This window comes from Streptomyces sp. Ag109_O5-10, from assembly GCF_900105755.1.
Classification (GTDB): Bacteria; Actinomycetota; Actinomycetes; order Streptomycetales; family Streptomycetaceae; genus Streptomyces.
On record NZ_FNTQ01000001.1, the window covers coordinates 6,176,805 to 6,200,882 of the forward strand.

The 24,078-nt window shown below is 73.0% G+C and carries 20 protein-coding genes; 10 read left to right on the top strand and 10 right to left on the bottom strand.

Translation table 11 applies throughout. From position 1 onward, the window contains the following. The first annotated feature begins 292 nt into the window (after positions 1 to 292). Entirely contained in the window at positions 293 to 829 is a 537-nt protein-coding gene (locus BLW82_RS28210) for an HNH endonuclease (RefSeq protein WP_093502957.1), read from the top strand. A gap of 87 nt (positions 830 to 916) precedes the next feature. Here the strand turns inward: BLW82_RS28210 and BLW82_RS28215 are convergent, their stop codons facing one another. The 3 genes from BLW82_RS28215 to BLW82_RS28225 are packed head-to-tail and all read right to left on the bottom strand — an operon-like array spanning position 917 to position 3,509. Beyond that, complete coding sequence (locus BLW82_RS28215) at positions 917 to 2,281, bottom strand: hypothetical protein (protein ID WP_093502959.1); 1,365 nt, start codon at positions 2,279 to 2,281, stop codon at positions 917 to 919. After that, on the bottom strand, positions 2,278 to 2,979 hold the full coding sequence (locus BLW82_RS28220; protein WP_093502961.1) for an ABC transporter ATP-binding protein: 702 nt from the start codon (positions 2,977 to 2,979) through the stop codon (positions 2,278 to 2,280). The genes BLW82_RS28215 and BLW82_RS28220 overlap by 4 nt, the downstream gene beginning before the upstream one ends. Continuing rightward, complete coding sequence (locus tag BLW82_RS28225) at positions 2,976 to 3,509, bottom strand: PadR family transcriptional regulator (RefSeq protein ID WP_093502963.1); 534 nt, start codon at positions 3,507 to 3,509, stop codon at positions 2,976 to 2,978. Before BLW82_RS28225 ends, BLW82_RS28220 begins: the two co-directional genes overlap by 4 nt. 153 nt (positions 3,510 to 3,662) lie before the next feature. Between BLW82_RS28225 and BLW82_RS28230 the strand changes: the two genes are divergently transcribed. The 3 genes from BLW82_RS28230 to BLW82_RS28240 all read left to right on the top strand — a co-directional run bounded on the left by BLW82_RS28230 (position 3,663) and on the right by BLW82_RS28240 (position 7,070). Further along, positions 3,663 to 3,872: a hypothetical protein gene (locus tag BLW82_RS28230; protein ID WP_256216270.1), complete on the top strand. Its 210-nt coding sequence runs from the start codon at positions 3,663 to 3,665 to the stop codon at positions 3,870 to 3,872. Further along, positions 3,873 to 5,918 (top strand): 4-alpha-glucanotransferase, encoded by a 2,046-nt coding sequence (gene malQ / locus BLW82_RS28235; RefSeq protein WP_093502965.1) that lies wholly within the window; start codon positions 3,873 to 3,875, stop codon positions 5,916 to 5,918. 108 nt (positions 5,919 to 6,026) lie between these two features. Then, positions 6,027 to 7,070, top strand: a complete 1,044-nt coding sequence (locus BLW82_RS28240) for a helix-turn-helix transcriptional regulator (RefSeq protein WP_093502967.1) — start codon at positions 6,027 to 6,029, stop codon at positions 7,068 to 7,070. Between the two features lie 10 nt (positions 7,071 to 7,080). Here the strand turns inward: BLW82_RS28240 and BLW82_RS28245 are convergent, their stop codons facing one another. Beyond that, positions 7,081 to 8,073 (bottom strand): SDR family oxidoreductase, encoded by a 993-nt coding sequence (locus tag BLW82_RS28245; RefSeq protein ID WP_093502969.1) that lies wholly within the window; start codon positions 8,071 to 8,073, stop codon positions 7,081 to 7,083. Positions 8,074 to 8,221: 148 nt separating this feature from the next. On the opposite strand from BLW82_RS28245, the gene BLW82_RS28250 reads away from it, so the two are divergent. Continuing rightward, the gene (locus BLW82_RS28250; RefSeq protein WP_093502971.1) at positions 8,222 to 8,473 is read left to right on the top strand and encodes a hypothetical protein; all 252 of its coding nucleotides are present in this window, start codon (positions 8,222 to 8,224) and stop codon (positions 8,471 to 8,473) included. A 100-nt stretch (positions 8,474 to 8,573) separates the two neighbouring features. Here BLW82_RS28250 and BLW82_RS28255 read toward each other — a convergent pair whose 3' ends face one another. Next, entirely contained in the window at positions 8,574 to 9,209 is a 636-nt protein-coding gene (locus BLW82_RS28255) for a TetR/AcrR family transcriptional regulator (RefSeq protein WP_093502973.1), read from the bottom strand. Positions 9,210 to 9,351: 142 nt separating this feature from the next. Here BLW82_RS28255 and BLW82_RS28260 point away from each other — a divergent pair, with 142 nt between their 5' ends. After that, positions 9,352 to 10,833: an FAD-dependent monooxygenase gene (locus tag BLW82_RS28260; RefSeq protein WP_093502975.1), complete on the top strand. Its 1,482-nt coding sequence runs from the start codon at positions 9,352 to 9,354 to the stop codon at positions 10,831 to 10,833. Between the two features lie 27 nt (positions 10,834 to 10,860). Here the strand turns inward: BLW82_RS28260 and BLW82_RS28265 are convergent, their stop codons facing one another. The 4 genes from BLW82_RS28265 to BLW82_RS28280 all read right to left on the bottom strand — a co-directional run bounded on the left by BLW82_RS28265 (position 10,861) and on the right by BLW82_RS28280 (position 16,279). Further along, complete coding sequence (locus BLW82_RS28265; protein ID WP_093502977.1) at positions 10,861 to 11,319, bottom strand: DUF5707 domain-containing protein; 459 nt, start codon at positions 11,317 to 11,319, stop codon at positions 10,861 to 10,863. Between the two features lie 212 nt (positions 11,320 to 11,531). After that, entirely contained in the window at positions 11,532 to 14,105 is a 2,574-nt protein-coding gene (gene pepN, locus BLW82_RS28270; protein WP_093502979.1) for an aminopeptidase N, read from the bottom strand. Positions 14,106 to 14,205: 100 nt separating this feature from the next. Continuing rightward, positions 14,206 to 14,994: an SDR family NAD(P)-dependent oxidoreductase gene (locus BLW82_RS28275; RefSeq protein ID WP_093502981.1), complete on the bottom strand. Its 789-nt coding sequence runs from the start codon at positions 14,992 to 14,994 to the stop codon at positions 14,206 to 14,208. Positions 14,995 to 15,262: 268 nt separating this feature from the next. Beyond that, positions 15,263 to 16,279: an aspartate-semialdehyde dehydrogenase gene (locus BLW82_RS28280; RefSeq protein ID WP_093502983.1), complete on the bottom strand. Its 1,017-nt coding sequence runs from the start codon at positions 16,277 to 16,279 to the stop codon at positions 15,263 to 15,265. A 319-nt stretch (positions 16,280 to 16,598) separates the two neighbouring features. Between BLW82_RS28280 and BLW82_RS28285 the strand changes: the two genes are divergently transcribed. Then, positions 16,599 to 17,126, top strand: a complete 528-nt coding sequence (locus BLW82_RS28285; RefSeq protein ID WP_093502985.1) for an RNA polymerase sigma factor — start codon at positions 16,599 to 16,601, stop codon at positions 17,124 to 17,126. 2 nt (positions 17,127 to 17,128) lie between these two features. Continuing rightward, positions 17,129 to 17,929 carry a hypothetical protein gene (locus BLW82_RS28290; protein ID WP_256215989.1) on the top strand — a complete coding sequence of 267 codons (801 nt, stop codon included), beginning with the start codon at positions 17,129 to 17,131 and terminating at the stop codon, positions 17,927 to 17,929. A 50-nt stretch (positions 17,930 to 17,979) separates the two neighbouring features. Here the strand turns inward: BLW82_RS28290 and BLW82_RS28295 are convergent, their stop codons facing one another. Continuing rightward, positions 17,980 to 21,294, bottom strand: coding sequence for a S8 family serine peptidase (locus tag BLW82_RS28295; RefSeq protein WP_093508327.1), 3,315 nt, complete (start codon positions 21,292 to 21,294; stop codon positions 17,980 to 17,982). A gap of 211 nt (positions 21,295 to 21,505) precedes the next feature. Between BLW82_RS28295 and BLW82_RS28300 the strand changes: the two genes are divergently transcribed. Further along, entirely contained in the window at positions 21,506 to 21,970 is a 465-nt protein-coding gene (locus BLW82_RS28300; protein WP_256215990.1) for an NUDIX hydrolase, read from the top strand. Positions 21,971 to 22,214: 244 nt separating this feature from the next. Continuing rightward, positions 22,215 to 23,990, top strand: coding sequence for a TIGR03767 family metallophosphoesterase (locus BLW82_RS28305; protein ID WP_093502987.1), 1,776 nt, complete (start codon positions 22,215 to 22,217; stop codon positions 23,988 to 23,990). Positions 23,991 to 24,078 lie beyond the last annotated feature (88 nt).

Genomic DNA, 24,078 nt, shown 5'->3' on the forward strand with positions numbered 1-24,078 from the left:
AAAGGTCACCGGACGGGCAGGACAACCACACTAACGGGGCATTGTGTGTGGGCCGGGCCGATACGAGAAGGAGAGACCGTGCTCACGCCCGCTTCTCACCACCGCTCGAAGAAGGGCCGCTTGAAGAGGGGCCGCTTGAAGAGGGGTGCAACCGGGGGATGAATGCGGTGTGGTCGAAAACACTCCCAGCCCGTTACCGGGAGATGGTGGCGCGTCCACCAGGCATGAGGGGAGACTGGCCACAGATCGTCCCGGCGCGAGCCACGCGCCGCCGACGCCCAAGGAGGCACCCGTGCCGCATGTCCTGGTCCTCAACGCGTCGTACGAGCCGCTCGGCGTCGTACCGCTCCGCCGCGCGCTCATCCTCGTCCTGGAGAACAAGGCCGTCGCCTTGGAGGAATCGGGCGCCTATATGCACAGCGCAACCGTCACAGTCCCCGCACCCAGCGTGGTCCGGCTCAAGCGATTCGTACGGGTTCCCTACCGGGGGCCCGTTCCTCTCACCCGCAGGGCGCTCTTCGCGCGCGACGGGGGCCGGTGCATGTACTGCGGTGGCGTCGCAACCAGCGTCGACCACGTCATCCCGCGCAGCCGCGGGGGTCAGCACGTCTGGGACAACGTGGTGGCGTCCTGCCGCCGCTGCAACCACGTCAAGGCCGACCGCCATCTCTTCGAGATCGGCTGGCGGCTGCGGCACAAACCAGCCCCACCCACCGGCCTGGCCTGGCGCATCATCGGCACCGGCCATAGGGACCCGCGCTGGCTGCCGTACCTGCAGCCGTACGGCGCGGACGACGCTCTGGCCCGGATCGACGGCATCTCCGCCTGACGATCCGGGCTTTTGCGCACCCGGGCACGTGCGTGCTCCGGTCCCCGGGCTACCCCCGTGCCCGGGGACCGGACATTCGTCCCGCGGTCACGCGTAGCGCAGCTCCGCCGGGTGCACCGAGCGGCGCAGCAGCGGGAGCGCGGTGGCCGCCGCCAGCAGACAGGTGCCGTAGACCGCGAGCGGAACCAGCAGGGCCGTGTACGGCACGGTGTACCTCCCGACGGCGGAGGCGTACCAGACGCCGATCGCCATGCCGCCCGTGCCCGCCACCAGGACCGCCGGGGCCAGCGGCAGCGCCGTCTCCAGGAGCAGCGCCCGGCCCAGCACACCGCGCGGGACGCCCGCGGCGGTCTGCGCGGCCAGGCCCCGGCGCCGGGTGGCCAGCGACTCGGCGGTGCCGACGGCGAGCCCGGACAGGGCGATCGCGAGGGCGACGAGGATCGCGGCAGCCGTGAGGTCCAGCCCCGTCGTGTAGAAGGTGAGGCCCGTGCCGAGGCTGCCTGCCCGGTCCATGGCGTGCAGGGTGGCGAGCAGCGCCTGCCGCACCCCCATGAATCCCGTGCCCACGACCGTCACGAGCAGGACGGCCGCGTGCGTGCGGGCCGCCGCCCACGGGTCGTCGCGCAGCCGTTCCGCCGCGATCAGCAGCGCAGGACGCTGCGCACGGGCGGCGAACACCCGCCCCAGCCACCGGGACGACCAGCCCGCCAGCCACACCGCCGAGGCGCCGGCCAGCAGACATCCGGCGAAGACCGCGAGCGGGGCGAGGCCGGACCCGACCAGCGGGAACGCGGAGGGAGCGCCGACGAACGCGCTCAGCGCGCCCAGCACCGCCAACACGGCCAGCAGCCCGGTCGCCGCCTGGAACGCCCGCCCCGGACCCCTGGCCGGCCGCACCCTGCGGAGCCGGCCCAGCGGCGAGACCACCACCCCGCGCAGCGCCAGAGCGCTCACGGCCGCGCCCAGCACCGGCACCAGCACGGCCACCACGGCGATGCCGGCCCAGACCGACGGGCCGGGACGGTGCCACAGACGCAGCAAGGACAGCACGGAGAACGCCGTGGCCACGGCCGAACCGGCCAGGCAGGCCGGCCCCGACTCCAGCGCCGCGATCCGCCGCACCTGCGCGGGCGTGGCCCCCGCCAGCCGCAGCGCGGCCAGCCGCCGGTCGCGGTGCACCGCGCCGACCCGCGCGCACTGCCCGAGGAACCCGAACACCGGGATGAACAGCAGCATCAGCGCGGTGATCACTCCGTCGCGCGTTCCCGGCTGGTCGAGCAGCCCGGCGCCGACCGGGACGCTGTACTGCCCGTCCATCGGGACGAGGACCGCGATCACCAGCCCGATGCCCGTCGCCAGCGCCGCCCCGACCGCCGTCAGCAGCATCCGCCACCACTCCCGTCGGTCCGACCCCCGCGTGAGCAGCAGCGCCAGGCGCAGGTCGGCCCTCACGCCGCCACCCCTGTCTGCGGCACGGCGGTCCCGTCGCCCAGCCGCACCTCGCGGTCCGCGTACGCCGCGACCTGCGCGTCGTGAGTGACCAGCAGCACGGCCGTGCCCGACTCGCGGGCCGTGTGCACCAGCGACGTCATCACCTGCTCGCTCGCCAGTGAGTCCAGCGCCCCCGTCGGCTCGTCCGCGAAGACCACCTTCGGACCGGTCACCAGCGCCCGCGCCAGGGCGGCCCGCTGTGCCTGGCCGCCGCTCATCTCGCCCGGCCGCAGCTCCTCCTGTCCGCGCACCCCGAACCGCTCCAGCCATGTGCCGGCCCGCGCCCGGGCCTCGGCGCGGGCCGCGCCGGCCAGCATCAGCGGCAGCGCCACGTTGTCGAGGGCGGTCAGTTCCGGGATCAGCTGCCCGAACTGGAAGACCACGCCGAAGTCGGAGCGCCGCAGTTCGCTCAGCCGCTTCTCCGGCAGCCGGTCGAGCCGCAGCCCGTCGTAGGCCACTGAGCCCGCGTCCGCTCGTACGATCCCGGCCAGACAGTGCAGCAGCGTGGACTTGCCACTGCCGCTGGCCCCGGTCACGGCGAGGATCTCGCCGGCGTGCAGCTCGACACAGGCGCCGCGCAGCGCCTGTGTCCTGCCGTACGCCTTGACGAGGTCCCGGCCCGCCAGAAGCGGCGCCGAGGAGTCCCCCTTCTTGCTCATCCTGCGTCTACCTCCGCGGTCAAAGTGGTCAGCCGGTCCGCCGTGGTGTTCATCCAGCGGAGGTCGGCATCGAGGTGGTTGAGGGCGTAGTCCGCCGAGAGCACGGTCGCCAGATCGGCGCCCCGGGCCGTCTTCACGGCCGTGAGTTCCCGCATCCGCTCCATGTGCGCGGCACGCTGGGCGCGCAGATAGGCGGCAGGATCGCCACCGGCCAGGATCGAGACGACGACCTTGGCGAAGATCTCGTTCGCCACGAACGGCGCGGGCGGCGCGATCTCTCCGGCCCAGCGGACCAGTTCACGTGCCCCGTCGTCGGTCGACCGGTACAGCGTCCGCTCCGGCCCGCCGTCGGCGTCGGTCCCCTCGATCTCGGCGAGACCGTCGCGGACCAGGCGTTGCAGGGTCGTGTACACCTGTCCGTAGGCCAGCGGACGGGCCTGCGGAAAGCGTTCGTCGTGGCGCCGTTTGAGGTCGTAGCCATGGCTCGGCCCTGCCTCCAGCAGCCCCAGAAGGATGTGCCGGGTGCTCATGACGCCATTATGCACTGGATACATGTACTGAGTGAATAGTGGCACCGGCCGCCGTCCGCGGGACGGCCGCGGGGAGTGCCCTCGCACCGATGGGGTAGGCCTGCTCTGACCCGGCATTCGCCGCCGTACCCGACGACAGACGAGGAGGCCGTCGTGGCCGTAACGGTTCATCATCCGATCCCGGCCCAGTTCAAACCCCCGGTGCGGACCGAGGAGGACCCCAACCTGTGCGTGTCCGGCGCCGAGAGCGCCCGCGCCGAGGCGCCGCTCACCAGCGAGCCGCCGCTGCCCGACGCCGAGCCCCTCACCAGTGAGCCGCCGCTGGCCGACGCGGTGCCGCTGACCAGCGAGCCGGGGTTGTAGATGAACGAAGCCCTGGACCCGGGGCTGTGCCGGCTCGCGGAGCTGCACGGCGTCGCCACCTCCTACAGCCCCGCCCCGGACCGCACGGTCGCCGTCTCCGCCGGTGCCGTGACCGCCGCGCTGGGCGCCCTGGGCGTCGACGCGAGCGGCCCGGAGGCCGTCCGCGCCGCCCTCGCCGACCGGGAGCGGGAACTCGCCGGACGGCTGCTGCCGCCGACCGTCGTCCACTGGACGGGCACCGGCGAGATCGCCCTCGGCCTGCCCGCCGGCACCCGCCTGGAGGTGCGGACGGAGGACGGGGAGAGCCGGGAGGACGTGGCGGGTCTGCCACCCGGGGTGCATCAGCTGACCGCCGCCGCGCCCGACGGCCGCGTCGCCCGCGCCCACCTGATCGTGGCCCCCGACCGGCTGCCCACCCCCGCCGGCCGCTCCTACGGAATCCTCGTCCAGCTCTACTCGCTGCTGTCCCGCCGCTCCTGGGGCATGGGCGACCTCGGCGACCTGGCCGAGCTGGCCGACTGGGCCGGACGCACCGCAGGCGCCGGGTTCGTGCAGGTCAACCCGTTGCACGCGGCCGTACCCGGCGCCCCGACCGACCCGTCGCCCTACCGGCCCTCCTCCCGCCGGTTCCCCGATCCGGTACACCTGCGGCCGGAGGCCGTACCCGAGTACACCGGGACCGGCTCCCTCGCGGACCGCGCCGGACACCTGCGCTCCGCCGTTCTCGACCAGGGCGCCCTCATCGACCGGGACGCCGTGTGGGAGCTCAAGCGGGAGGCGCTGGAGACGGCGGCCGCCGCGCCGCTCACCCCCGGCCGGCGGGCCGCCTACGACGCCTTCCGCGCATCCGAGGGACAGGCCCTGGAGGATCACGCCACCTGGTACGCCCTCGCCGAGCGGCACGGCTCCGACTGGCACCGGTGGCCCGAGGCCTTGCGCGACCCCCGCTCGCCGGAGACCGCCCGCGCCCGCGCCGAGCTGGCCGGCCGGGTCGCCTTCCACGCCCGGCTCGCCTGGCTCACCGTCACCCAGCTCACCGCCGCCCAGCGCGCCGCCCGCGAGGCCGGGATGCCGGTCGGGATCGTGCACGACCTCGCCGTCGGCGTGCACCCCGCGGGCGCCGACGCCTGGGCCCAGCAGGACCACTTCGCCGCCGGGATGTCCGTCGGCGCCCCGCCCGACGCCTTCAACGCCCGGGGCCAGGACTGGGGCCTGCCGCCCTGGCGCCCCGACCGCCTCGCCGCCTCCGGCCACGCCCCCTTCCGCGAACTCCTGCGCGCCCTCTTCCGCTACGCCGGGGCCCTGCGCATCGACCACGTGATGGGCCTGTTCCGGCTGTGGTGGGTGCCCGAGGGCAGGCCGCCGACGGAGGGCACCTACGTCCGCTACGACGCCGAGGCCATGCTCGCCCTGCTGGCCCTGGAGGCGACCCGCGCCGGGGCGGTGGTGATCGGGGAGGACCTGGGCACAGTGGAGCCCGGGGTGCGCGAGACGCTCCAGCGGCACGGGGTGCTCGGCACGTCCGTGCTCTGGTTCGAACGGGACTGGGCGGGCGACGGCCGCCCGCTGCCCCCGGAACGCTGGCGCGCCGACTGCCTCGCCACCGCCACCACCCACGACCTGCCGCCCACCGCCGCCCGCCTCACCGGCGAACACGTCGAACTCCGCGACCGCCTCGGCCTGCTCACCCGCCCGCTCGCCGAGGAACGGGCCGAAGCGGCCGCCGACATCGCCGAGTGGCTCGCCCTGCTGACCCGCCTGGGCCTGATCGCCGCCTCCGAGTCCGGCGACGAGGAGGCCGAGATCCGGGCCGTGCACCGCTTCCTGCTCCGCACCCCGGCCCGCATGATCGGCGTCTGGCTCCCGGACGCCGTCGGCGACCGCCGCCCCCAGAACCTCCCCGGCACCTGGGACCAGTACCCGAACTGGCGCCTCCCGATCGCCGACACGAAGGGCCGCCCGGTCACCCTGGAGGAGCTGACGGCCTCCGAGCGGGTACGGGCGCTGTTCCGGACCCTGCACACGGACGGCCCGTCCACCGCGTGACGACGCCCCGGCGTCCTGGCGCCTCCCGGGACGCCGGGAGCCGTCGGGACGCCGGGAGCCGTCGGGACGCCGAGAGCCGTCGGGACGCCGGTCGACGATCCTTGAGGCATGCGTGCCGCCCGCCTGATCCGCATGGCGCTTCTCGTCCAGTCGAGCCCCGGACTGACCGCCGATGCCCTCGCCCGCGAGCTGGACGTCTCCCGGCGCACGGTGATCCGCGACGCCCAGGCCCTGCAGGAGGCGGGCGTCCCCATCCGGTCCGAGCGCGGCCGGGCGGGCGGCTACCACCTGGCGCCCGGCCACCGCACCCGGCTCACCACGCTGCATCCCACCGAGGCGGAGACGCTCTACCTCTCCGGCCTGCCCACGGCCCTGCGCGATCTGGGCCTGTCGGACGCGGCGGACACCGCCCGGCTGAAACTGTCGGCCACCCTGCTCCCCTCACTGCGCGCGGCGGCCGAGTCGTCGGTGCGCCGCTTCCACCTGGACGCCCCGGCCTGGTTCCGCGAGCCGTCGGCACCGGAACTGCTCCCGGAGCTCGCCCGCGCCGTGTGGTCCGACCGCACCGTCGAACTGGACTACGCGCGGCCGGGCCGGGACGGCGCGCCGCCCCGCACGGTGACCCGCCTGCTGGAGCCGTACGGGCTCGTCCTGAAGGCGGGGGTCTGGTACGTCGTCGGGCGCGTCCCGGCCGAGCGGGCGGCGGGCCGGGACGGCGTCTGGCGCACGTACCGCGTCGACCGCGTCACGGCACTCTCCGCCGCTCCCGGCGCCGCCGGACCCTTCGTCCGCGACCCGTCCTTCGACCTGGCGGCGCACTGGCGGGCCCACGCGGCCGGGTTCGCCCGGGCGCTGCTGCGCACGACCGTCACCGTGCGGCTGACCGGGCCCGGCCTGGCCCGGCTGCCCGCCGTGGCGGACCCGGCGGGCGTGGCCGTCGCGCTGGCGTCCGCGTCCGCGACCGCGCCGGACGCCGCCGGGCGGGTCACACTCGACCTGCCGGTGGAGTCGGAGGACGTCGCCTTCGGCCAGCTGACCGGGCTGGGCGCGGACGTCGAGGTGCTGGCCCCGGCGAGCCTGCGGGCCCGCTTCCGGGCACATGCCCGGGCCCTCGCCGCCCTCTACGCCCCCGAACCGGAGGGTCGGCGGTAGCGAGGAAATCTCAGCGGTAGTCGTCCGGTGAGCCGGCCTTGCCGCCGTACACGACGTCCTCGAAGTACGCCAGGGCGTCCGGCCGGCTGCCGTCCACGTCCCGTACGCCGTAGGTCCGGGCGAGTTCCGCGCTGGAGGTGGACCCGCCGTTCCAGCGGGCGGCCCGGTCCGGGTCGGCGGCGAGCGCGGCGACCGCGCGGGCGAGGTAGCGGGGCGACTCGGCGATGGCGAAGTGCGGGTCCTGGGTGACCGCGTCACGCCAGTTCTCCTCGGTCACGCCGAAATGGGCGAGCATCTGCTCCGAGCGCAGGAAGCCCGGCGTGACGGCGACCGCGGTGCCGCCGTACTCCGCCAGCTCCTGGCCCAGACCGAAGGCGATGCGGATCGGGGCGGTCTTGGCGAGGTCGTAGTAGAGGTTCTCGCGGTACCGGCGGTTGAAGGCCGCCGTGCCGTCGGTGACCTCCACGTGCAGCGGCGCGTCCGAGCGGACCAGGAGCGGGAGGGCGAGCGCCGCGGTGATCACGTGCGAGCGCACCCCGAGGTCCAGGATGCGCAGGCCGTCGGCGAGCGGCGTCTGCCAGCTCTTCTTGCCGAAGACGGAGCCGGTGAGCAGGTGCTCGCCGCCCCAGAGGTCGTTGACGAGGATGTCCAGCCGGTCCTGTTCGCGGCCGATCCGCTCGACGAGGGCACGGACCTGGTCCGGGTCCAGGTGGTCGGTGGGGACCGCGATGCCGGTGCCGCCGGCCGCGCCGACCAGTTCCGCGGTCTCCTCGATGGTCTCGGTGGTCCGGCCGACCTCGCTGGCGCGCTCGCGGGTGGTGCGGCCGGTGACGTACACGGTGGCGCCGGCCCGCCCGAGTTCCACGGCGAGGGCACGTCCGGCGCCGCGGGTGGCCCCGGCGACGAGCGCGACCCGGCCGGCGAGCGCGCCTTCCCGGCCGGTGTCCCGGGTGCCGGAGTCCTGCGTGGCGGAGTCCTGGGTGCTGATGTCGTGGCCGTTCATGTCTTTGTCGTCCATGGCACCACGGTGCCCGCCAAAGGTGACGGATGATGTCACCTTTTTCCGGCGATCCGCCCGGGCCACGGGCGAGGGCGGCTTACGGGTACCCCCGGACGCGCGCCCCCCAGGTCGGCCCGCTAACTTTGGCTTCGTGGACAAGAAGAACGCCCTGCGCGCCGGCGCCCTGGCTGCCGGTACGACGCTGATGATGCTGCTCATGTCGTCGCCCGCCCTCGCGCTCGCGCGTGACGACGGTGACGACCCCGGCAAGGGCCTGAGCGTCATCCAGACGCTGGGTCTCTACGTCCTGATACCGCTCGTGCTGTTCGCGGTCATCGCGGGCCTGGTGATGGCGCTGGACAAGTCCAAGGTCCGGGTCACCAAGCCGAAGGCCAAGGCGTAGGCCAAGGCCTGGGCCCAGGCTCCCCGCTTCACCGAGGGCGCCGGTCGCCTCCCCTGCGTGCCGCACGTACGGGAGGCGACCGGCGCCCTCGGTGCGTTCCTCAGGGGCTCGGCGCGGTCAGGTACCGCTGCACGGTCGGCCCGAGCCACGCCAGGACCTCCTCGCGCGCCAGCGCCACGACCGGCGCCAGCCGCACCACGTAACGGGTCAGCGCGAGCCCCATCAGCTGGGCGGCGCACAGTCCCGCCCGCGTCACCACCTGCTCGGGATCCGGGCACACCCGCGCCGCCACCGGCACCACCTGCTCCCGGAAGACGTCCTGCAGGCGCTCCCTGCCCGCCGTGTTGGTGACGGCGACCCGCAGCATCGCGGTGAGCTCCTCGTTCGCCTCCCAGATGTCCAGGAAGTGGCTCACCAGCGCGTGCCCGACCTCGGTGTGCGGCACCTCGGACACGTCGGGCAGCCGCAGGTCGAGCGTGACGGCGGCCGCGAAGAGACCGTCCTTGCTGCCGAAGTAGCGCATGACCATGGAGGGGTCGATGCGGGCGTCCTTGGCGATGGCGCGGATGGTGGCGCGCTCGTAGCCGTCGGCGGCGAAGCGTTCGCGGGCGGCGGTCAGGATGGCGGAGCGGCTGGCGTCGGAGCGGCGCGCCGCCGGGCCGCTCGCCGGGCCACTTGCCGAGCCGTTCGCCGAGCCGTTCGCGGGACCTGTGTTTCCCCTGGGAGTGCCGGTCATGCCAACGAGCGTAGGCCAACACTTGTGGGCCAACAAGTGTTGACCGCGTAATGGGCGCATCCTAGGCTTGTCAACAAGCGTTGGCCAACAAGTGTTGGTCATCGGATGTTGGCAAACGAGCGCGGACATCCAGGAGGCCCCCATGAACGGCACGAACGGCACACCCGGCCCGACCGCCCGCGTGATCGTCGTCGGCTCCGGCCCCACCGGCCTCCTGCTGGCCGGTGACCTCGCCGCCGCCGGCATCCCGGTCACCCTCCTCGAAAAGCGCCCCCGCAAGATCAGCAATCTGTCCCGCGCCTTCGCCCTGCACGCCCGAGCCCTGGAGCAGCTGGACTCCCGGGGCCTCGCCGACGAGCTCGAAGCCGTCGGCAAGCCGCTCGCCCGCTTCGGTCTCTTCGGCGGACTCACCCTCGACCTGGGCGACCTGCCCTCCCGCTTCCGGCACATCCTCGTCCTCCCGCAGTACGAGGTCGAGAAGGTGCTGGAGCGCCGGGCGGCCGAGGCGGGCGTCGAGTTCCGCAACGAGTGCGAGGTGACCGGCCTGACCCAGGACGCGGCCGGGGTCACCGTGCGCGTCGAGGGTGGCGAAAGCCTGCGTGCCGCGTACGTGGTCGGCGCCGACGGCATGCACAGCGCGGTGCGCGAGGCGGTCGGGCTGCCGTTCCCCGGCAGGTCGGCGATCCGGTCCGTGGTCCTCGCCGACGTACTGCTCACCGAGCAGCCGGAGACGCTGCTGACGGCCGCGGCGGTCGGCGACGCGTTCGCGTTCCTGGCGCCCTTCGGCGACGGCTACCACCGCGTCATCTGCTGGCACCGCGGGCATGACGTCCCCGACCGCGAACCGGTCGGGCTCGACGAGGTCCGGGAGATCACCCGGCTGGCGCTGGGCAAGGACTACGGGATGCACGCCCCCCGCTGGATGTCCCGCTTCCACAGCGACGAGCGCCAGGTGCCCAGCTACCGGGTCGGCCGGGTCTTCCTGGCCGGCGACGCGGCGCACGTGCACACCCCGGCCGGCGGCCAGGGGATGAACACCGGGCTGCAGGACGCCGCCAACCTGAGCTGGAAGCTCGCCGCCGTGCTGCACGGCCACGCGGATCCCGGCCTGCTCGACAGCTACCAGAGCGAACGCCACCCGGTCGGCAGGACCGTACTGCGCAGCAGCGGCGCGCTGATCCGCCTGGCGATGGCCAAGGGCCCCATGCTGCCGGTGCGCTCGGGACTGATCCGCGCGTTCGGCCTGGTGGGCCCGGTCCGCCGCCGGATCCTGGCCCAGATCACCGGCATCGGCTACCGCTACCCCGCCCCGCGAGGCTCCCACCCGCTCACCGGCACCCGCGCCCCCGACCTCGCCCTGGAAGGCGACGGCCGCCTGTACGAGGCCCTGCGCGGCGGCCGGTTCGTCCTGGTCACCCCGGCCCCCGCCCAAGCCCCCGCCTCGGCCCCGGCCCCGGCTCCGGACGACACCGGCAGGCGGTACGGCGACCGGCTGGCCCTCGCGCACTGGAGGAGCGGCCGCCGTACGGCCGTCCTGGTGCGCCCCGACGGATACGTGGCCTGGGCGGGCGAGGACGCCCAGGCGCCGGACGTCGAGAAGGCGCTGGCCACCCACGTCGGCTGAGCGCCGGGTGACCGCCGGGCGGCCGGTTCACGCGAGGGTGAAGTCCGCCGCCTCGGTGTCGAGGGTGGTGTGCCCGTCCTCGGCCGTGGCGAGCACGGCGATGTGCCAGGTGCCGTGCGCGGACGACGCGGCGTCGGCGGCGGACACCGCCTCCCGGTACACGCACCGGACGGTGTGACCGCCGGCCGGCGTGCAGGTCGCCGACTCCACCTCGGCCATGTCCTTGGCGGTGAGCGGCCGGTCGGCGAACTCGGACTTCTCCGGCCAGGCCAGCACCTTCAGGCTCTTCACACCGGAGGGCGCGGTGACCTCGGTGGTGAAGGAGAGCGAGCCCGGGTGACCGGCCTCGGGGGCGGTGTAGCGGACGGTGCCGTGCGACAGCGCGGGCGCCGGGTCCTGGTCGTCGGCGTAGGCGAGGGCGAAGGCCCCGGCACCTGCGAGCACGACGACACCGGCGACCACGGACAGGGCGATACGACGGGACATGGCGAGTTCTCCGTAGCTGGCTCGGGCCGGCTCAGGCCGTCTGAGCCGATCGGACCGGCGCTCTGTGCCGCGCCGTTGCGTCGATCCTCGCAACGCGCGACCGCCCCGGGCGTGAGCACGGATACTCAACTCGTCCTGGGTGAAGGGTACTTCGCGCATAGGGCGGGGCGCCCGGTGGAGATCCCTCCGGGCGCCCCGACGAGAGGTACCGCCTACTGGGCCGCCGCGTCCGCCGCCTGGGCCTTCAGGGCGCGCTCGACCCCCGCGCGGGACTCCGAGACGAGCCGGGCCAGGGCCGCGTTCGGCTGGGCCGCGGCCAGCCAGGTGTCCGTCTTGGCCAGGGTGTCCTGGGAGACCTGGAGGGACGGGTAGAGACCGACCGCGATCTGCTGGGCGATCTCGTGCGAGCGGGAGTCCCACACCGACTTCAGGATCTCGAAGTACCTGTCGGTGTACGGCGCCAGCAGCTCACGCTGGTCGGTCTGGACGAAGCCGCCGATCACCGCCTCCTGCACGGCGTTGGGCAGCTTGTCGGAGTCGATGACCGACGCCCAGGCCTCCGCCTTCGCCTCCTCGGTCGGGCGGGCGGCGCGGGCGGTGGCCGCGTGCCGCTCACCGGCGGCGGTCCGGTCCCGCTCGTACTCGCCCGCGATCTCCGCCTCGTCGAAGCGGCCGACCGCGGCCAGCCGCTCCACGAACGCCCAGCGCAGCTCGGTGTCGACGGCCAGGCCCTCGATGGTCTGGGTGCCCTCCAGCAGGCCGTCCAGGAGGTCCAGCTGCTCCGGGGTGCGGGCGGTGGCCGCGAAGGCGCGGGCCCAGGCCAGCTGGTGGTCGCTGCCCGGCGTGGCGGACCGCAGGTGGGCCAGCGTGGCGTCGGTCCAGCGGGTGAGCAGGGCCTCGCGGGCGGTCGGGTCGGCGTACAGCTCGATGGCGAGCTTCACCTGCCGGTGCAGCGACTGCACGACACCGATGTCGGACTCCTTGCCGATGCCCGACAGGACGAGGGACAGGTACTCCCGGGTGGGCAGTTCCCCGTCCCGGGTCATGTCCCAGGCCGAGGCCCAGCACAGCGCCCGCGGCAGCGAGGACTCGAAGTCGCCGAGGTGCTCGGTGACGACGTGCAGCGACTGCTCGTCCAGGCGGACCTTGGCGTACGACAGGTCGTCGTCGTTGAGCAGGAACACCGCGGGGCGGCGGCGGCCGGACAGCTGCGGTACGGCGGTCAGCGCGCCGTCCACGTCCAGCTCGATCCGGTCGGTGCGCACCAGCTTGCCGGTCGTCTCGTCGAGGTCGTACAGGCCGATCGCGATCCGGTGCGGACGCAGGACCGGCTCGCCCTTGGCACCGGCCGGCAGCGCCGGGGCCTCCTGGCGGATGGCGAAGGAGGTGACGACACCGTCGGCGTCCGTCTCCACCTCCGGGCGCAGGATGTTGATCCCGGCCGTCTGCAGCCACTTCTGCGACCAGGTGCCCAGGTCACGCCCGGAGGTCTCCTCCAGGGCGCCCAGCAGGTCGGACAGGCGCGTGTTGCCGAACGCGTGCCGCTTGAAGTACGCCTGCACGCCCTTGAAGAACTCGTCCATGCCGACGTACGCGACCAGCTGCTTCAGGACACTCGCGCCCTTGGCGTACGTGATGCCGTCGAAGTTGACGAGCACGTCGTCGAGATCCCGGATCTCGGCCATGATCGGGTGCGTGGAGGGCAGCTGGTCCTGCCGGTACGCCCAGGTCTTCATGGAGTTCGCGAACGTCGTCCACGAGTGCGGCCAGCGCGAGCCGGGGGCGTACGCCTGGCAGGCGATGGAGGTGTAGGTGGCGAACGACTCGTTCAGCCACAGGTCGTTCCACCACTCCATGGTGACCAGGTCGCCGAACCACATGTGGGCCAGCTCGTGCAGGATGGTCTCGGCCCGCGTCTCGTACGCCGCGTCGGTCACCTTGGACCGGAAGACGTACTGGTCGCGGATGGTCACCGCGCCCGCGTTCTCCATCGCGCCCGCGTTGAACTCCGGCACGAACAGCTGGTCGTACTTGGTGAACGGGTACGCGTAGTCGAACTTCTCCTGGAACCAGTCGAAGCCCTGCCGGGTCACCTCGAAGATCGCGTCCGAGTCGAGGAACTCGGCGAGCGACGGCCGGCAGTAGATGCCGAGCGGCACGCTCTGGCCGTCCTTCTCGTACACGCTGTGCACCGAGTGGTACGGGCCCACGATCAGGGCCGTGATGTACGACGAGATGCGGGGCGTCGGCTCGAAGACCCAGACGTCGTCCTTGGGCTCGGGCGTCGGCGAGTTGGAGATCACGGTCCAGCCGGTCGGCGCCTTCACCGTGAACTGGAACGTCGCCTTGAGGTCCGGCTGCTCGAAGCTGGCGAAGACCCGGCGGGCGTCCGGCACCTCGAACTGGGTGTAGAGGTAGGCCTGCTCGTCGACCGGGTCGACGAACCGGTGCAGGCCCTCACCCGTGTTGGTGTACGCGCAGTCGGCCACGACCCGCAGGATGTTGCGGCCCTCCAGCAGCCCCGGCAGCGCGATCCGGGAGTCCGCGAAGACCTCGGCAGGGTCGAGGGCGTCACCGTTCAGGGTGACCTCGTGGACCGCGGGGGCCACCAGGTCGATGAAGGACGCGGCGCCGGATTCGGCGACGTCGAAGCGCACCGTGGTCACGGACCGGTAGGTACCGCCCTCCTGCGCGCCGGAGAGGTCGAGATCGATCTCGTACGAGTCAACGGTGAGCAGCTTCGCCCGCTGCTGTGCCTCTTCGCGAGTCAGGTTTGTGCCAGGCACGCGGTCATCTCCTCGTTATGTGTGGGTTGCGCCATCCTTCCACGGGACCGGGGAGGAGGGCGACGAGGGAAAACCCCAGAGATCGCGCGGGCCGCCGCCGTCAGGCCGCCGTCGTGCCGCCGTCGACCGGCATCGCCGCGCCGGTGACGAAGGAGGCGCGGTCACTGCACAGCCAGAGCGCGGCCTCGGCGACCTCGGCGGGCCCTGCCATGCGCTTCTGGAGCGTCTCGTCCTCGAACCGCTCGCGCAGCTCCGGCATGGTCCGCACGGCCCGGTCCATCATCTCGGTGCGGGTGCTGCCCACCACCAGCGCGTTGACGCGGATGCCGCGCTGCGCGTACTCGGCCGCGGCCGCCCGGGTGAGCCCGAGGACCGCGTGCTTGGCCGCGACGTACGCCGCCGACGCCCCGGTGGCCCGCTGCCCCGCGACACTCGACGTGTTGACGATCGTGCCGCCGCCGGCCCCCAGCATCTCGGGGATCTGGAAGCGCAGGCAGTTCCACACCCCGCGCACGTTGACGTCCATGGTCTGCTCGTAGACGTCCTGGCCGGTCTCGTGCAGCTCGGTGCCCGCGGTGCCGAACCCGGCGTTGTTGAAGGCGCAGTCCAGGCGCCCGAAGGCGTCGACGGCCGAACGGACGACCCGTTCGACGTCCGCGGCCGAGGCCACGTCCGCCGGCACGGCCAGTGCCCGCCCGCCGACGGCCGAGATCTCCTCGACGAGCGCCCGCAGCCGCTCCGCCCGCCGCGCCGTCACCACGACGGCCGCCCCCTCCCGGGCGAACAACCGCGCGGCGGCCGCCCCGATCCCACTGGACGCCCCGGTGATCATCGCGACCTTGCCGTCGAGAACACGTGGCCGATCACACGACGGCTGGCTGTTGCTCATGGTGTCCGGCTCCCCTTCGATGACGAACCTCGCTGCGACGCGCCCGAAGGGGCGCGGGGCTGTGCCGATATGCGGTGCCGTCGCGTGCGCGCGACCGGCCAGGACGGCGCCCACCCGCCCGGACGCGGCCACGGCAGTGCCCCGTCGCCCCGTCAGGGACGCTGGGGGTGTCCCCGCCGAAGGCCGGGGGAGGAACTGCGCCTCCGGCCCCCCACACCCGCACCCGCGCGGCGGCCGATCCCCGCACCCCCCCCGAGGCACCCGGCCGCTAAGAAGCCAGCTCCTCCGCCACCAGCTCAGCGATCTGCACGGCGTTCAGCGCGGCCCCCTTGCGGAGGTTGTCGTTGGAGACGAACAGCGCCAGCCCGTTCTCCACCGTCTCGTCGCGCCGGATCCGGCCGACGTACGACGGGTCCCGCCCGGCCGCCTGCAGCGGGGTCGGGATGTCGGACAGCTCCACACCCGGCGCCTCCGCGAGCAGCTCGGTCGCCCGCTCCGGGGAGATCGGCCGGGCGAACCGGGCGTTGATCTGGAGGGAGTGCCCGGAGAACACCGGGACGCGCACGCAGGTGCCGGAGACCTTCAGCCCGGGGAGCTCAAGGATCTTCCGGGACTCGTTGCGCAGCTTCTGCTCCTCGTCGGTCTCGTTCAGCCCGTCGTCGACGAGGTTGCCGGCGAACGGCAGCACGTTGAAGGCGATGGGCCGCTTGTAGACCTGCGGTTCGGGGAAGTCGACCGCCGTGCCGTCGTGGGTGAGCTTCTCCGCGTCGGCGGCGACCTTCTGCACCTGCCCGTGCAGCTCCGCCACACCCGCGAGACCGGAGCCCGACACCGCCTGGTAGGTGGTGGCGACCAGCGCCTCGAGGCCCGCCTCCGCGTCCAGCACCTTCAGGACCGGCATCGCGGCCATGGTCGTGCAGTTCGGGTTGGCGATGATGCCCTTCGGGCGGTCGGCGATCGCGTGCGGGTTCACCTCGGAGACGACCAGCGGGACCTCGGGGTCCTTGCGCCAGGCGGAGGAGTTGTCGATCACCACGGCGCCCTGGGCGGCGACCTTCTCCGCGAGCGCCTTGGAGGTGGCCCCGCCCGCCGAGAACAGCACGATGTCCAGGCCCGTGTAGTCGGCGGTCGCCGCGTCCTCCACGGTCACACCGTCGAGCACGGTCCCGGCCGAGCGGGCCGAGGCGAACAGGCGCAGCTCCGTGGTCGGGAAGTTCCGCTCCGCGAGGATCCTGCGCATGACCGTGCCGACCTGACCGGTGGCTCCGACGATTCCGACCCTCACAGCGACTCCCTCTGCATACGTTGACGTGTGTCTACGGCCTTTCCATCATGCGGCCGACCAGGGCCAGCCTGTCCAATTCTTTGAGCGCCACGCCCACCGACCGGACCACCCGGCCCGCGGAACTCCCGCGCACACCCCGGCTGAGCTGGAGAAATTACCTCCGCCCGGCCGTCGTGCCGCAAGCTGTGCTGCGCCGCACGCCGGTGTGACGTACGCCTCGGAGGCCCCCGGGAGACCGCGCGGAAGATTTCCGGGCGGCGGGGCGAACGTTTCCGGGGGCCGCTGCGTCGTAGGAGAAACGCGGTGGAGGGGGTGGGTTGTGCTGCGCAGAAAGGCCCGCCGCGACCGGGGGGACCAGCACGGTGATCCCCTGGACGCGGACCAGGAGCGCCGGGTGCGGGCGGTGCTCGCGCTGGGCGGCGTACCGCAGGCGGACCTGCCGGACGGGGTGCAGCAGGTACGTCTGCGGTTGCTGGAGCGGGCCGCGAGCGGCCAGGAGGCGCCGCGGGACGTGTCGGCGTGGGCGGCGGTCGTCGCCTCCCGGCTCGCCATGGACTGGCACCGTGCCAAGCGCCGCCAGGAGCGCCTCGGTGAACGGCTGGCCTCCCTCCGCCAGCCCGACCACGCCGTGGGCGAGGACAGCAGGCTGCTCTCCGTCGCCGTCGCCCGCGGTCTGGACGAGCTGCCGGACGCCCAGCGCCAGATCCTCGTCCTGCGCTTCTACGCCGACCTGCCGGTACGCGACATAGCCGGGGAGCTGGGCATCCCGGAGGGCACGGTCAAGAGCCGGCTGCACACGGCGGTGCGGGCCCTGCGCGCCCGCCTGCACGAGGACGAGGTGGTGTGACCATGCCCGCCGACCACATGCCTGACGAACACCACGGGCACATGCCGGCCGGACCCGACGGCGATCCCGGTGCGCCGGACGGCATCGACGCCCTGTTCGCGGTCCTCGCGGACGAGCCGCTCACCGCCGGGCAGCGCGCCGACCCCGCCTTCATGGCCGAGCACCGGGCGGCGAGCGCCGATGTGGCGCTGCTCCGCGAGCACCTCGGGATCATCGGGGACGTCCTGGCCGCGCCACCCCCTCGGCCGGAACCCCGCCCCCGCCCGGCCGCGCGCCGCCGCCCCTGGCAGCACCCGGGCGTCCGGGCCCTCGGTCTCGCCGGTGCCCTCGCGGCGGCGGTCACGGGGGCCGTGTTCGGCATCGGATGGCTCGCGGCGAACGGCGGTGCCGGCTCCCTGTCGAACGGCGCCAGCTCCGACAAGGCCGCGAGCAGCGCGGCCGGCTCGGCCGGTCAGGGCGGCAAGGAGCAGACCGGCGGCCCCGGCTACCTCGCCTGCGCCCGGCTGGTCGTCGAGGGCACGGTCACCGGGGTGCGGCAGCTCGCGGACTCCGGCCAGGAACGCGTCACCCTGCGCGTGACCCGCGCCTACAAACCGGCGAGGACCGCCGACGAGGTGGAGTTCCTCCTCGACTCCGGCGCCGACCCCCGGATCCGCACCGGCGCCCGCCTCCTGGTCGGCATCACGGCCGGCCGGCAGGTGCCCGACCGGTACGCGGTCGGGGAGGCGCGGATCGCGGCGGAGCGGTCCTGGATCGTCCGCGACCTGCCCGCGTCGCGGACCATGACGTGCCCGGACAGCTGAAAGGGCGGGCGCCCCGCAGGACGCCCGCCCTTCCTGTGCGCGTCACCCCGTTACGGCGTGACCTTCTCGATCTGCACGCTGCCGGTGCCCGCGACCGTGCCGCGGGAGTTCACCAGCTGGATCCGGCCGAAGAACTCCCGGCCGGCGGGGGCCACGGCCGCCGCCGTGACCTGGCCGGTCACCGTGGCCGAGGCACCGGTGCCGAGCTTGACCGGCGTCGAGTCGGCGACCGTGACGGAGCCGAGCGCGGCGGAGAAGAACACGTCCCGGTAGTCGTAGTCGGTGGAACCGGCCGGGACCGAGTAGCCGACGACCTTGATCGTGTAGGTCCCCGCGGCCGGCGAGGCGATCGAGACCGCCTCCTCGGAGTCGCCGTCGGCGGACTGCGCGACCTGCTTGCCGGACGCGTCGTACACGGTCAGGTCCAGGTCGGCCGAGGTGTCCGACACGTTGCCGATGGCCACGTCCAGGGAGTTCGCGCCCGCCGGCACGGTCACCGTGGTCGTCTGGGTCTCGCCCTCCTTGATGGCCGGACGGGCCGTCTTCGACGAGCCGAGCGGGCCGCCGACCAGCTTGCCGTCGAGGGCGGCGAACTTGTTGGTCACCTTCCAGGAGGCGGTGACCGGGGTGCCGACCTTCGCCTCGGGCACCGTCACGGTCGCCGGGTCGAAGGTGGCGCCGAGCACGGTGACGCCCAGCTGGTACGGGTTGTCGAGCAGCGGCGAGGTGCGGCGCGCCTCGACCTCGATCTCCCAGACCCCGGCCTGCGGGTCGGCGTACGAACGGACGTCGGGCGTGCAGCCGTTGCCGTTCAGGTAGTTGTTGTAGCAGTACGGGGTACCGGTGTTGTCGACCGGAGTGCCGTACGGGTGGATGGCGATGAACCGCGTCTGGCTCTTGTCGGCGAGCCCGCTCATCGCGACCTCGAGGGAGGTGGCGCCCTCGGGCACGGTCACGAAGTACGAGGTGGAGCTGTTGCGCTGCACCGAACCCGACGCCGAGTAGGCGTAGTGGACCGGGTCCGACACCACGACCGTGGTCAGGATCTGCTTGTCGACGCCTTCGGTCCGCGGGTCGTCGACCTCGAGGATCGCGGACTTGATGCCCGAACTCTTGGGCTTCGCCTGCACCTTGACCGTCACCGGCTGGTTCAGCGGCAGCGCCACCTCGTCGGAGCCGAGGATCTTGAAGGTGTGCCCGGCGTTGTTCGCCAGGTGCAGCTCGTGCCGGACCGCCCTGTCCGCGCCGGAGGTGCGGGTGATCGTGACGTCGTACGTCTTCTTCTGCCCGGCCTTCAGGCCGCCTTCACGGTCGTACAGGCCGGTGCCGTAGCCCGGGGTTTTCAGCGCGTAGTCGATCGCGGTGTCGACGGGCGCCTTCACCGTGTAGTCGTGCGCGGTGGCGTGGTCGCGGATGGACTCCCACGCGTCGACGATGTCGATGCGGCCCGCACCCTCCTCGTACGCCTGAACGTCCTTGATGTGGTGGGCGGTCGAGGTCAGCGCGGTGCGCAGGTCGGCGGGGGAGAGGGCGATGCCCTTCTCCTTGGCGGCGCTCAGCAACAGCGCGCTCGCGCCCGCCGCCTGCGGGGACGCCATCGAGGTGCCCTGGAGCATCGAGTAGCCGGCCGGGAGGGAGTAGCCGGCCTCGGCGACCGGGGAACCGGGCAGCCAGGTCTGGGTGGAGTTGATCGCGGCGCCGGGCGCGACCAGCGTCGGCGTGAAGCCGCCGTCCTCGCGCGGGCCGCGCGAGGAGAAGGGCAGCAGCTGGTACTTGGTCGTCACCTGGGAGCCGTAGTTGGCGGCCCAGGTGTCCTTGGAGATGGCCGCGCCGACCGAGATGACCTTGTCGGCCAGCCCCGGGTCGCCGATGGTGTTCGCACCCGGGCCGGAGTTGCCGGCCGAGATCACCAGCTGCACGCCGTAGGTGTCGATGAGCCGCGTGTACAGCTCGGCACGGGCGTTGTTGCCGTCGTTCAGCGCCGGGAGGCCGCCGATCGACATGTTGACGATGTCGACGCCGCGGTTGGCGACCAGGTCGATCATGCCCTCGGTGAGGGCGACGTTGGTGCAGCCGCCGGTCCAGGTGCAGGCCCGGGAGGAGACGATCTTCGCGCCGGGGGCGGCGCCGTTCATCTTCCCGCCGAACAGGCCGTTGGCGGCGGTGATGCCGGCGACGTGGGTGCCGTGCTCGGACTCGATGACGCCGATGTTGACGAAGTCCGCCGTCTTGCCGACCCAGTCCCCGCCGTACGGGTCCATGGGGACGTCCTTGCGGATCTGCACGACGAACGGCTGCCGCTCGACGACGTCGGTCGCCGGGTTGTCGGTGCCGAAGTAGCCGACCTGGTAACCGTCCTTGTACGGCTTCATCGGCGTGTCGTCGGAGAAGTCGTAGTTGTTGTTCAGGTCGACGGTGACCGTGCCGGCCGCCGGGTCGTAGAGCACGCCCCAGCTGTCGGTGGTGTCCCCGTCCCGGTTGGCGTCACCGGCCGCGTCGCCGCCCGCGGTGTACGACTCCTTGAAGGTGCTGATCTCGTACGACCCGGTGGGCGCCGTCCAGCTCCTGCCCCCGTAGGTGAAGGCCGGCCCGGACACGGCCGTGACCATCGGCCGCCAGGTCTGGTCGCTGTCGACGATCGGGTCGGTCGACGTCACCCAGTCGACGATCTTCCGCTCGCCGGTGGTGGTCTTCTGCAGCGCCGGGTGGCCGAGGTCCACGCCGGAGTCCAGGATGCCGATGGTGATGCCCCGGCCGTCCGCCTTCGGGTGTTCCTTGACGAAGTCGACGGCGCCCGTCTCGAAGGACGGGTTGTAGGGGTTCTCGGCGGGGGTGTTCTTGTCCGGCCCCGGGTAAGTGGTGGACTTGCCGGACTTGGTGGCCTTGCCGTCGGTCCCGTTCACCGTCGGGTCGTCGAGCTGGATCTCCTGGCGCAGGTCGATCGCGTGCACCGACGACAGCTTCGCGGCGGCGGCGATCGCCGCGTCCGCCCGCCCGGTGGGGACGGTCGCCCGGACGTAGCCGAGCTTGTCGTACGTACGGCCCACCGAGCCGCCCTTGACCGCGTCCAGCTCCTCGGCGACCTGGCCGGTCTGCCCCGGCGCGGTGGCGACCATCATCGTGACGTTCTTGGCGCCTGCGGCCTTGGCCTCGGTGAGCAGCTCGGCGTCGTCCGAACCGAGCTTGTCGTGGGCCGACTTGGTGCCGGGGTCGGCGGTGCCGGCGGACGCCGCCGCCGGGGTCGCGGCGGCGGCCAGGGGTATCGGCCCGGCGGCGGCGAGCGCGGCCACGACGCCGACGGCGACGGCTATGCGTCCCAGGCGTCTGTGGCCCGGTATCGGGTCGTGCTGGGGGCTGAGGGTCATCTGCATCCCTTGTAGGTAAAGGAACGAGCATGGAGCGTCCGGAACTTGGTCAAGTACCGGCGTGTAGGCGCACAGCTTTACCCAAGGGAACGGCCTTTTGGGAACGTTGACCGAATCGATATGAACGTATGGGGAAAACCCCCTATCTGTGCCCTGGCTGTGAGAGGAAATCCCGTTGGCCGCGGGCCGCCACCGGCCCTACCGTGCCGACGTGCGCGAGAAGCTCAGGGTGGCGGCCTACGCCGTGTGCGTCCGTGACGGTCAGATCCTGCTCGCCCGGTCACCGGCCGACGACGGCACACCCGAGTGGGTGCTGCCCGGCGGCGGCATGGAACACGGCGAGGACCCCTACGACACCGTCCGCCGCGAACTCATGGAGGAGACCGGCTACCGCATCGAGGTCACCGGCCTGCTCGGTATCGACTCGAACCGCGTCCGCTTCCCCCGCGCGGGTCTGCGGCGCCCCGCCACCGACCACCACGGCGTGCGGATCCTCTACACCGGCGAGATCGTCGGCGGCGAACTCAGGAACGAGATCGGCGGCTCGACCGACATGGCCGCCTGGCAGGACCTCGACGCCGTGCCGTCCCTCAGGCGCGTCCCGCTGATCGACGTCGCCCTGCGGCTGTGGCGGGAGCGGCCGGCCGCCGGGCGGTTCGCGGAAGAGCGGTCGTAGGCGCCGGGGACCCTCCCCTGCCCCGGCAGATGAACGCGGAGTGGCCGGACCCCGGCCGCCCGCGATCCGCTCCATGACCGGTCCCCACCTCGGCTGATCCACGTACGGTGATCGGCGCCGCACGTTGCAGCCGCGTTCACGCACAGGTCACCCCCGGTGCCAACGATCCACAGTGAGCGGGAAGTTCGCGGAAGCGATCGCCCGTGACCACTGCCGACGCGTTCGTACTCGGGGAGATCGCGCCATGTCGCGCACACGCTCTGTCGCCACCTCCGCGGCCCGCAAGGACCGCGAGGCACCGGAGATCAACCGCCGTACCGTGCTCGCCGCCGCCGGAGCCGTCTCGCTCTCCGCGGGCATCGGCTACGCACTGCGCCCCACCGACAGCGAGGCCGCCGCGGCCGCGGCCGCGGAACAGCCGGTCGCCGAGGGCCGCAAGGCCCCCGCGGCCGCCCTCGCCCCGTACACCAAGGGCACCACCCTCGCCTCCGTCGCCGCGCCCCGCAACAGCTCCGGCTACCAGCGGCTCGGCGACGGCGCCGGCTGGACGCGCGTGCTGCGCTCCGACCTGGCCGCCGCCAGGCCCGGCCGGGAGAACCGCCGTACCGCCCTCGCCGCGTTCGTGCAGTTCACCGACCTGCACCTGATGGACGTCCAGCACCCGCTGCGCCTGGAGTACGTGCGCGTCCACGACCGGCACGCCTGGCGCCCGCACGAGGCGCTCACCGTGCCCGGCGCGGTCTCGCTCGTCGAGCGGGTCAACGCGCTGCGCGGCGCCCCGGTCACCGGCTCGCCGCTGCACTTCGTGATGACGACCGGCGACAACACCGACAACAACGCCCACTCCGAACTGGAGTGGTTCATGAAGGTGATGAGCGGCGGCCGGATCACCCCCAACACCGGTGACCCCCACCACTACGAAGGCGTCCAGAACAGCGGGATGAAGCTGTACTGGCAGGCCTCCTCGACCGTCCGCGACCAGGACAAGTCGGTCGGCTTCCCGCACCTCGCGGGCTACCTGGCCGCCGCGATCCGCGAGGTGCGGAGCCCCGGCCTCAACCTGCCCTGGTACTCCACGGTCGGCAACCACGACGCCCTGCCGCTCGGCTGCTTCGGCTCGCACGCCGACCCCTACCTGGCCGAGGCCGCGGTCGCCGGCAAGAAGCTGATGTCGGTCGGCGACGCCGAGGCCAAGAAGCTCCAGGACACCATCCGCACCGCCCAGGACCCGAAGGGCAGCGGCTACCGCGACTTCCTCAAGGCACACGCCCGCTCGATGCGCTCGGTCACCGGGGACGAGAGGCGCGCCCCCTACACCCCCGCGGACTACCTCAAGGCCCACCTGGACCCGGCCTACCAGGGCCTCGGTCCGGTCGGCCACGGCTACTCCAGCGCCAACCTGGCCGCGGGCACCCAGTACTACGCCTTCCGCGTCTCCGACGACGTCATCGGCATCAGCCTGGACACGACGGACGCGGGCGGCCACTACGACGGATCGGTCGGCACGGTCCAGCTCGCCTGGCTGGAGAAGACCCTGAAGGAGAACAAGGACTCCTACGCGGTCGTCTTCAGCCACCACACCAGCAAGTCGATGACCAACACCCGTCCCGACCCGGCGCACCCGGGCGACCGCCGGCACACCGGCACCGAGCTGGTCACCCTGCTCAACCGCCACGCCAACGTGCTGGCCTGGGTGAACGGCCACATCCACCGCAACCTCATCACCCCGCACAAGGCCTCCAACGGCAACTCCTTCTGGGAGATCACCACCGCCTCGCACGTCGACCACCCGCAGCTGGCGCGGATCGTCGAGCTGGTGGACAACAAGGACGGCACGATCTCGCTCTTCACCACGCTGATCGAGTCCGCCGCCCCGCACCGCACCGACTTCGCCGACCTCTCCCAGACCGGCCTCGCCGCCCTCTACCGGGAACTCGCCTTCAACGCCCCCGGCGCCGGCAAGGCCCTCGCCGGAAACACGACGGACCGGAACACGGAGCTGGTCCTGAGGAAGGCCTGAGAAACCCTCGGCGGCGGCGTCGAGAACCCGTGGCGGGCTCCGTCCCAGAGGTGGAGGCGACCACCATGGGCCGCGCCGCCGCCGACGC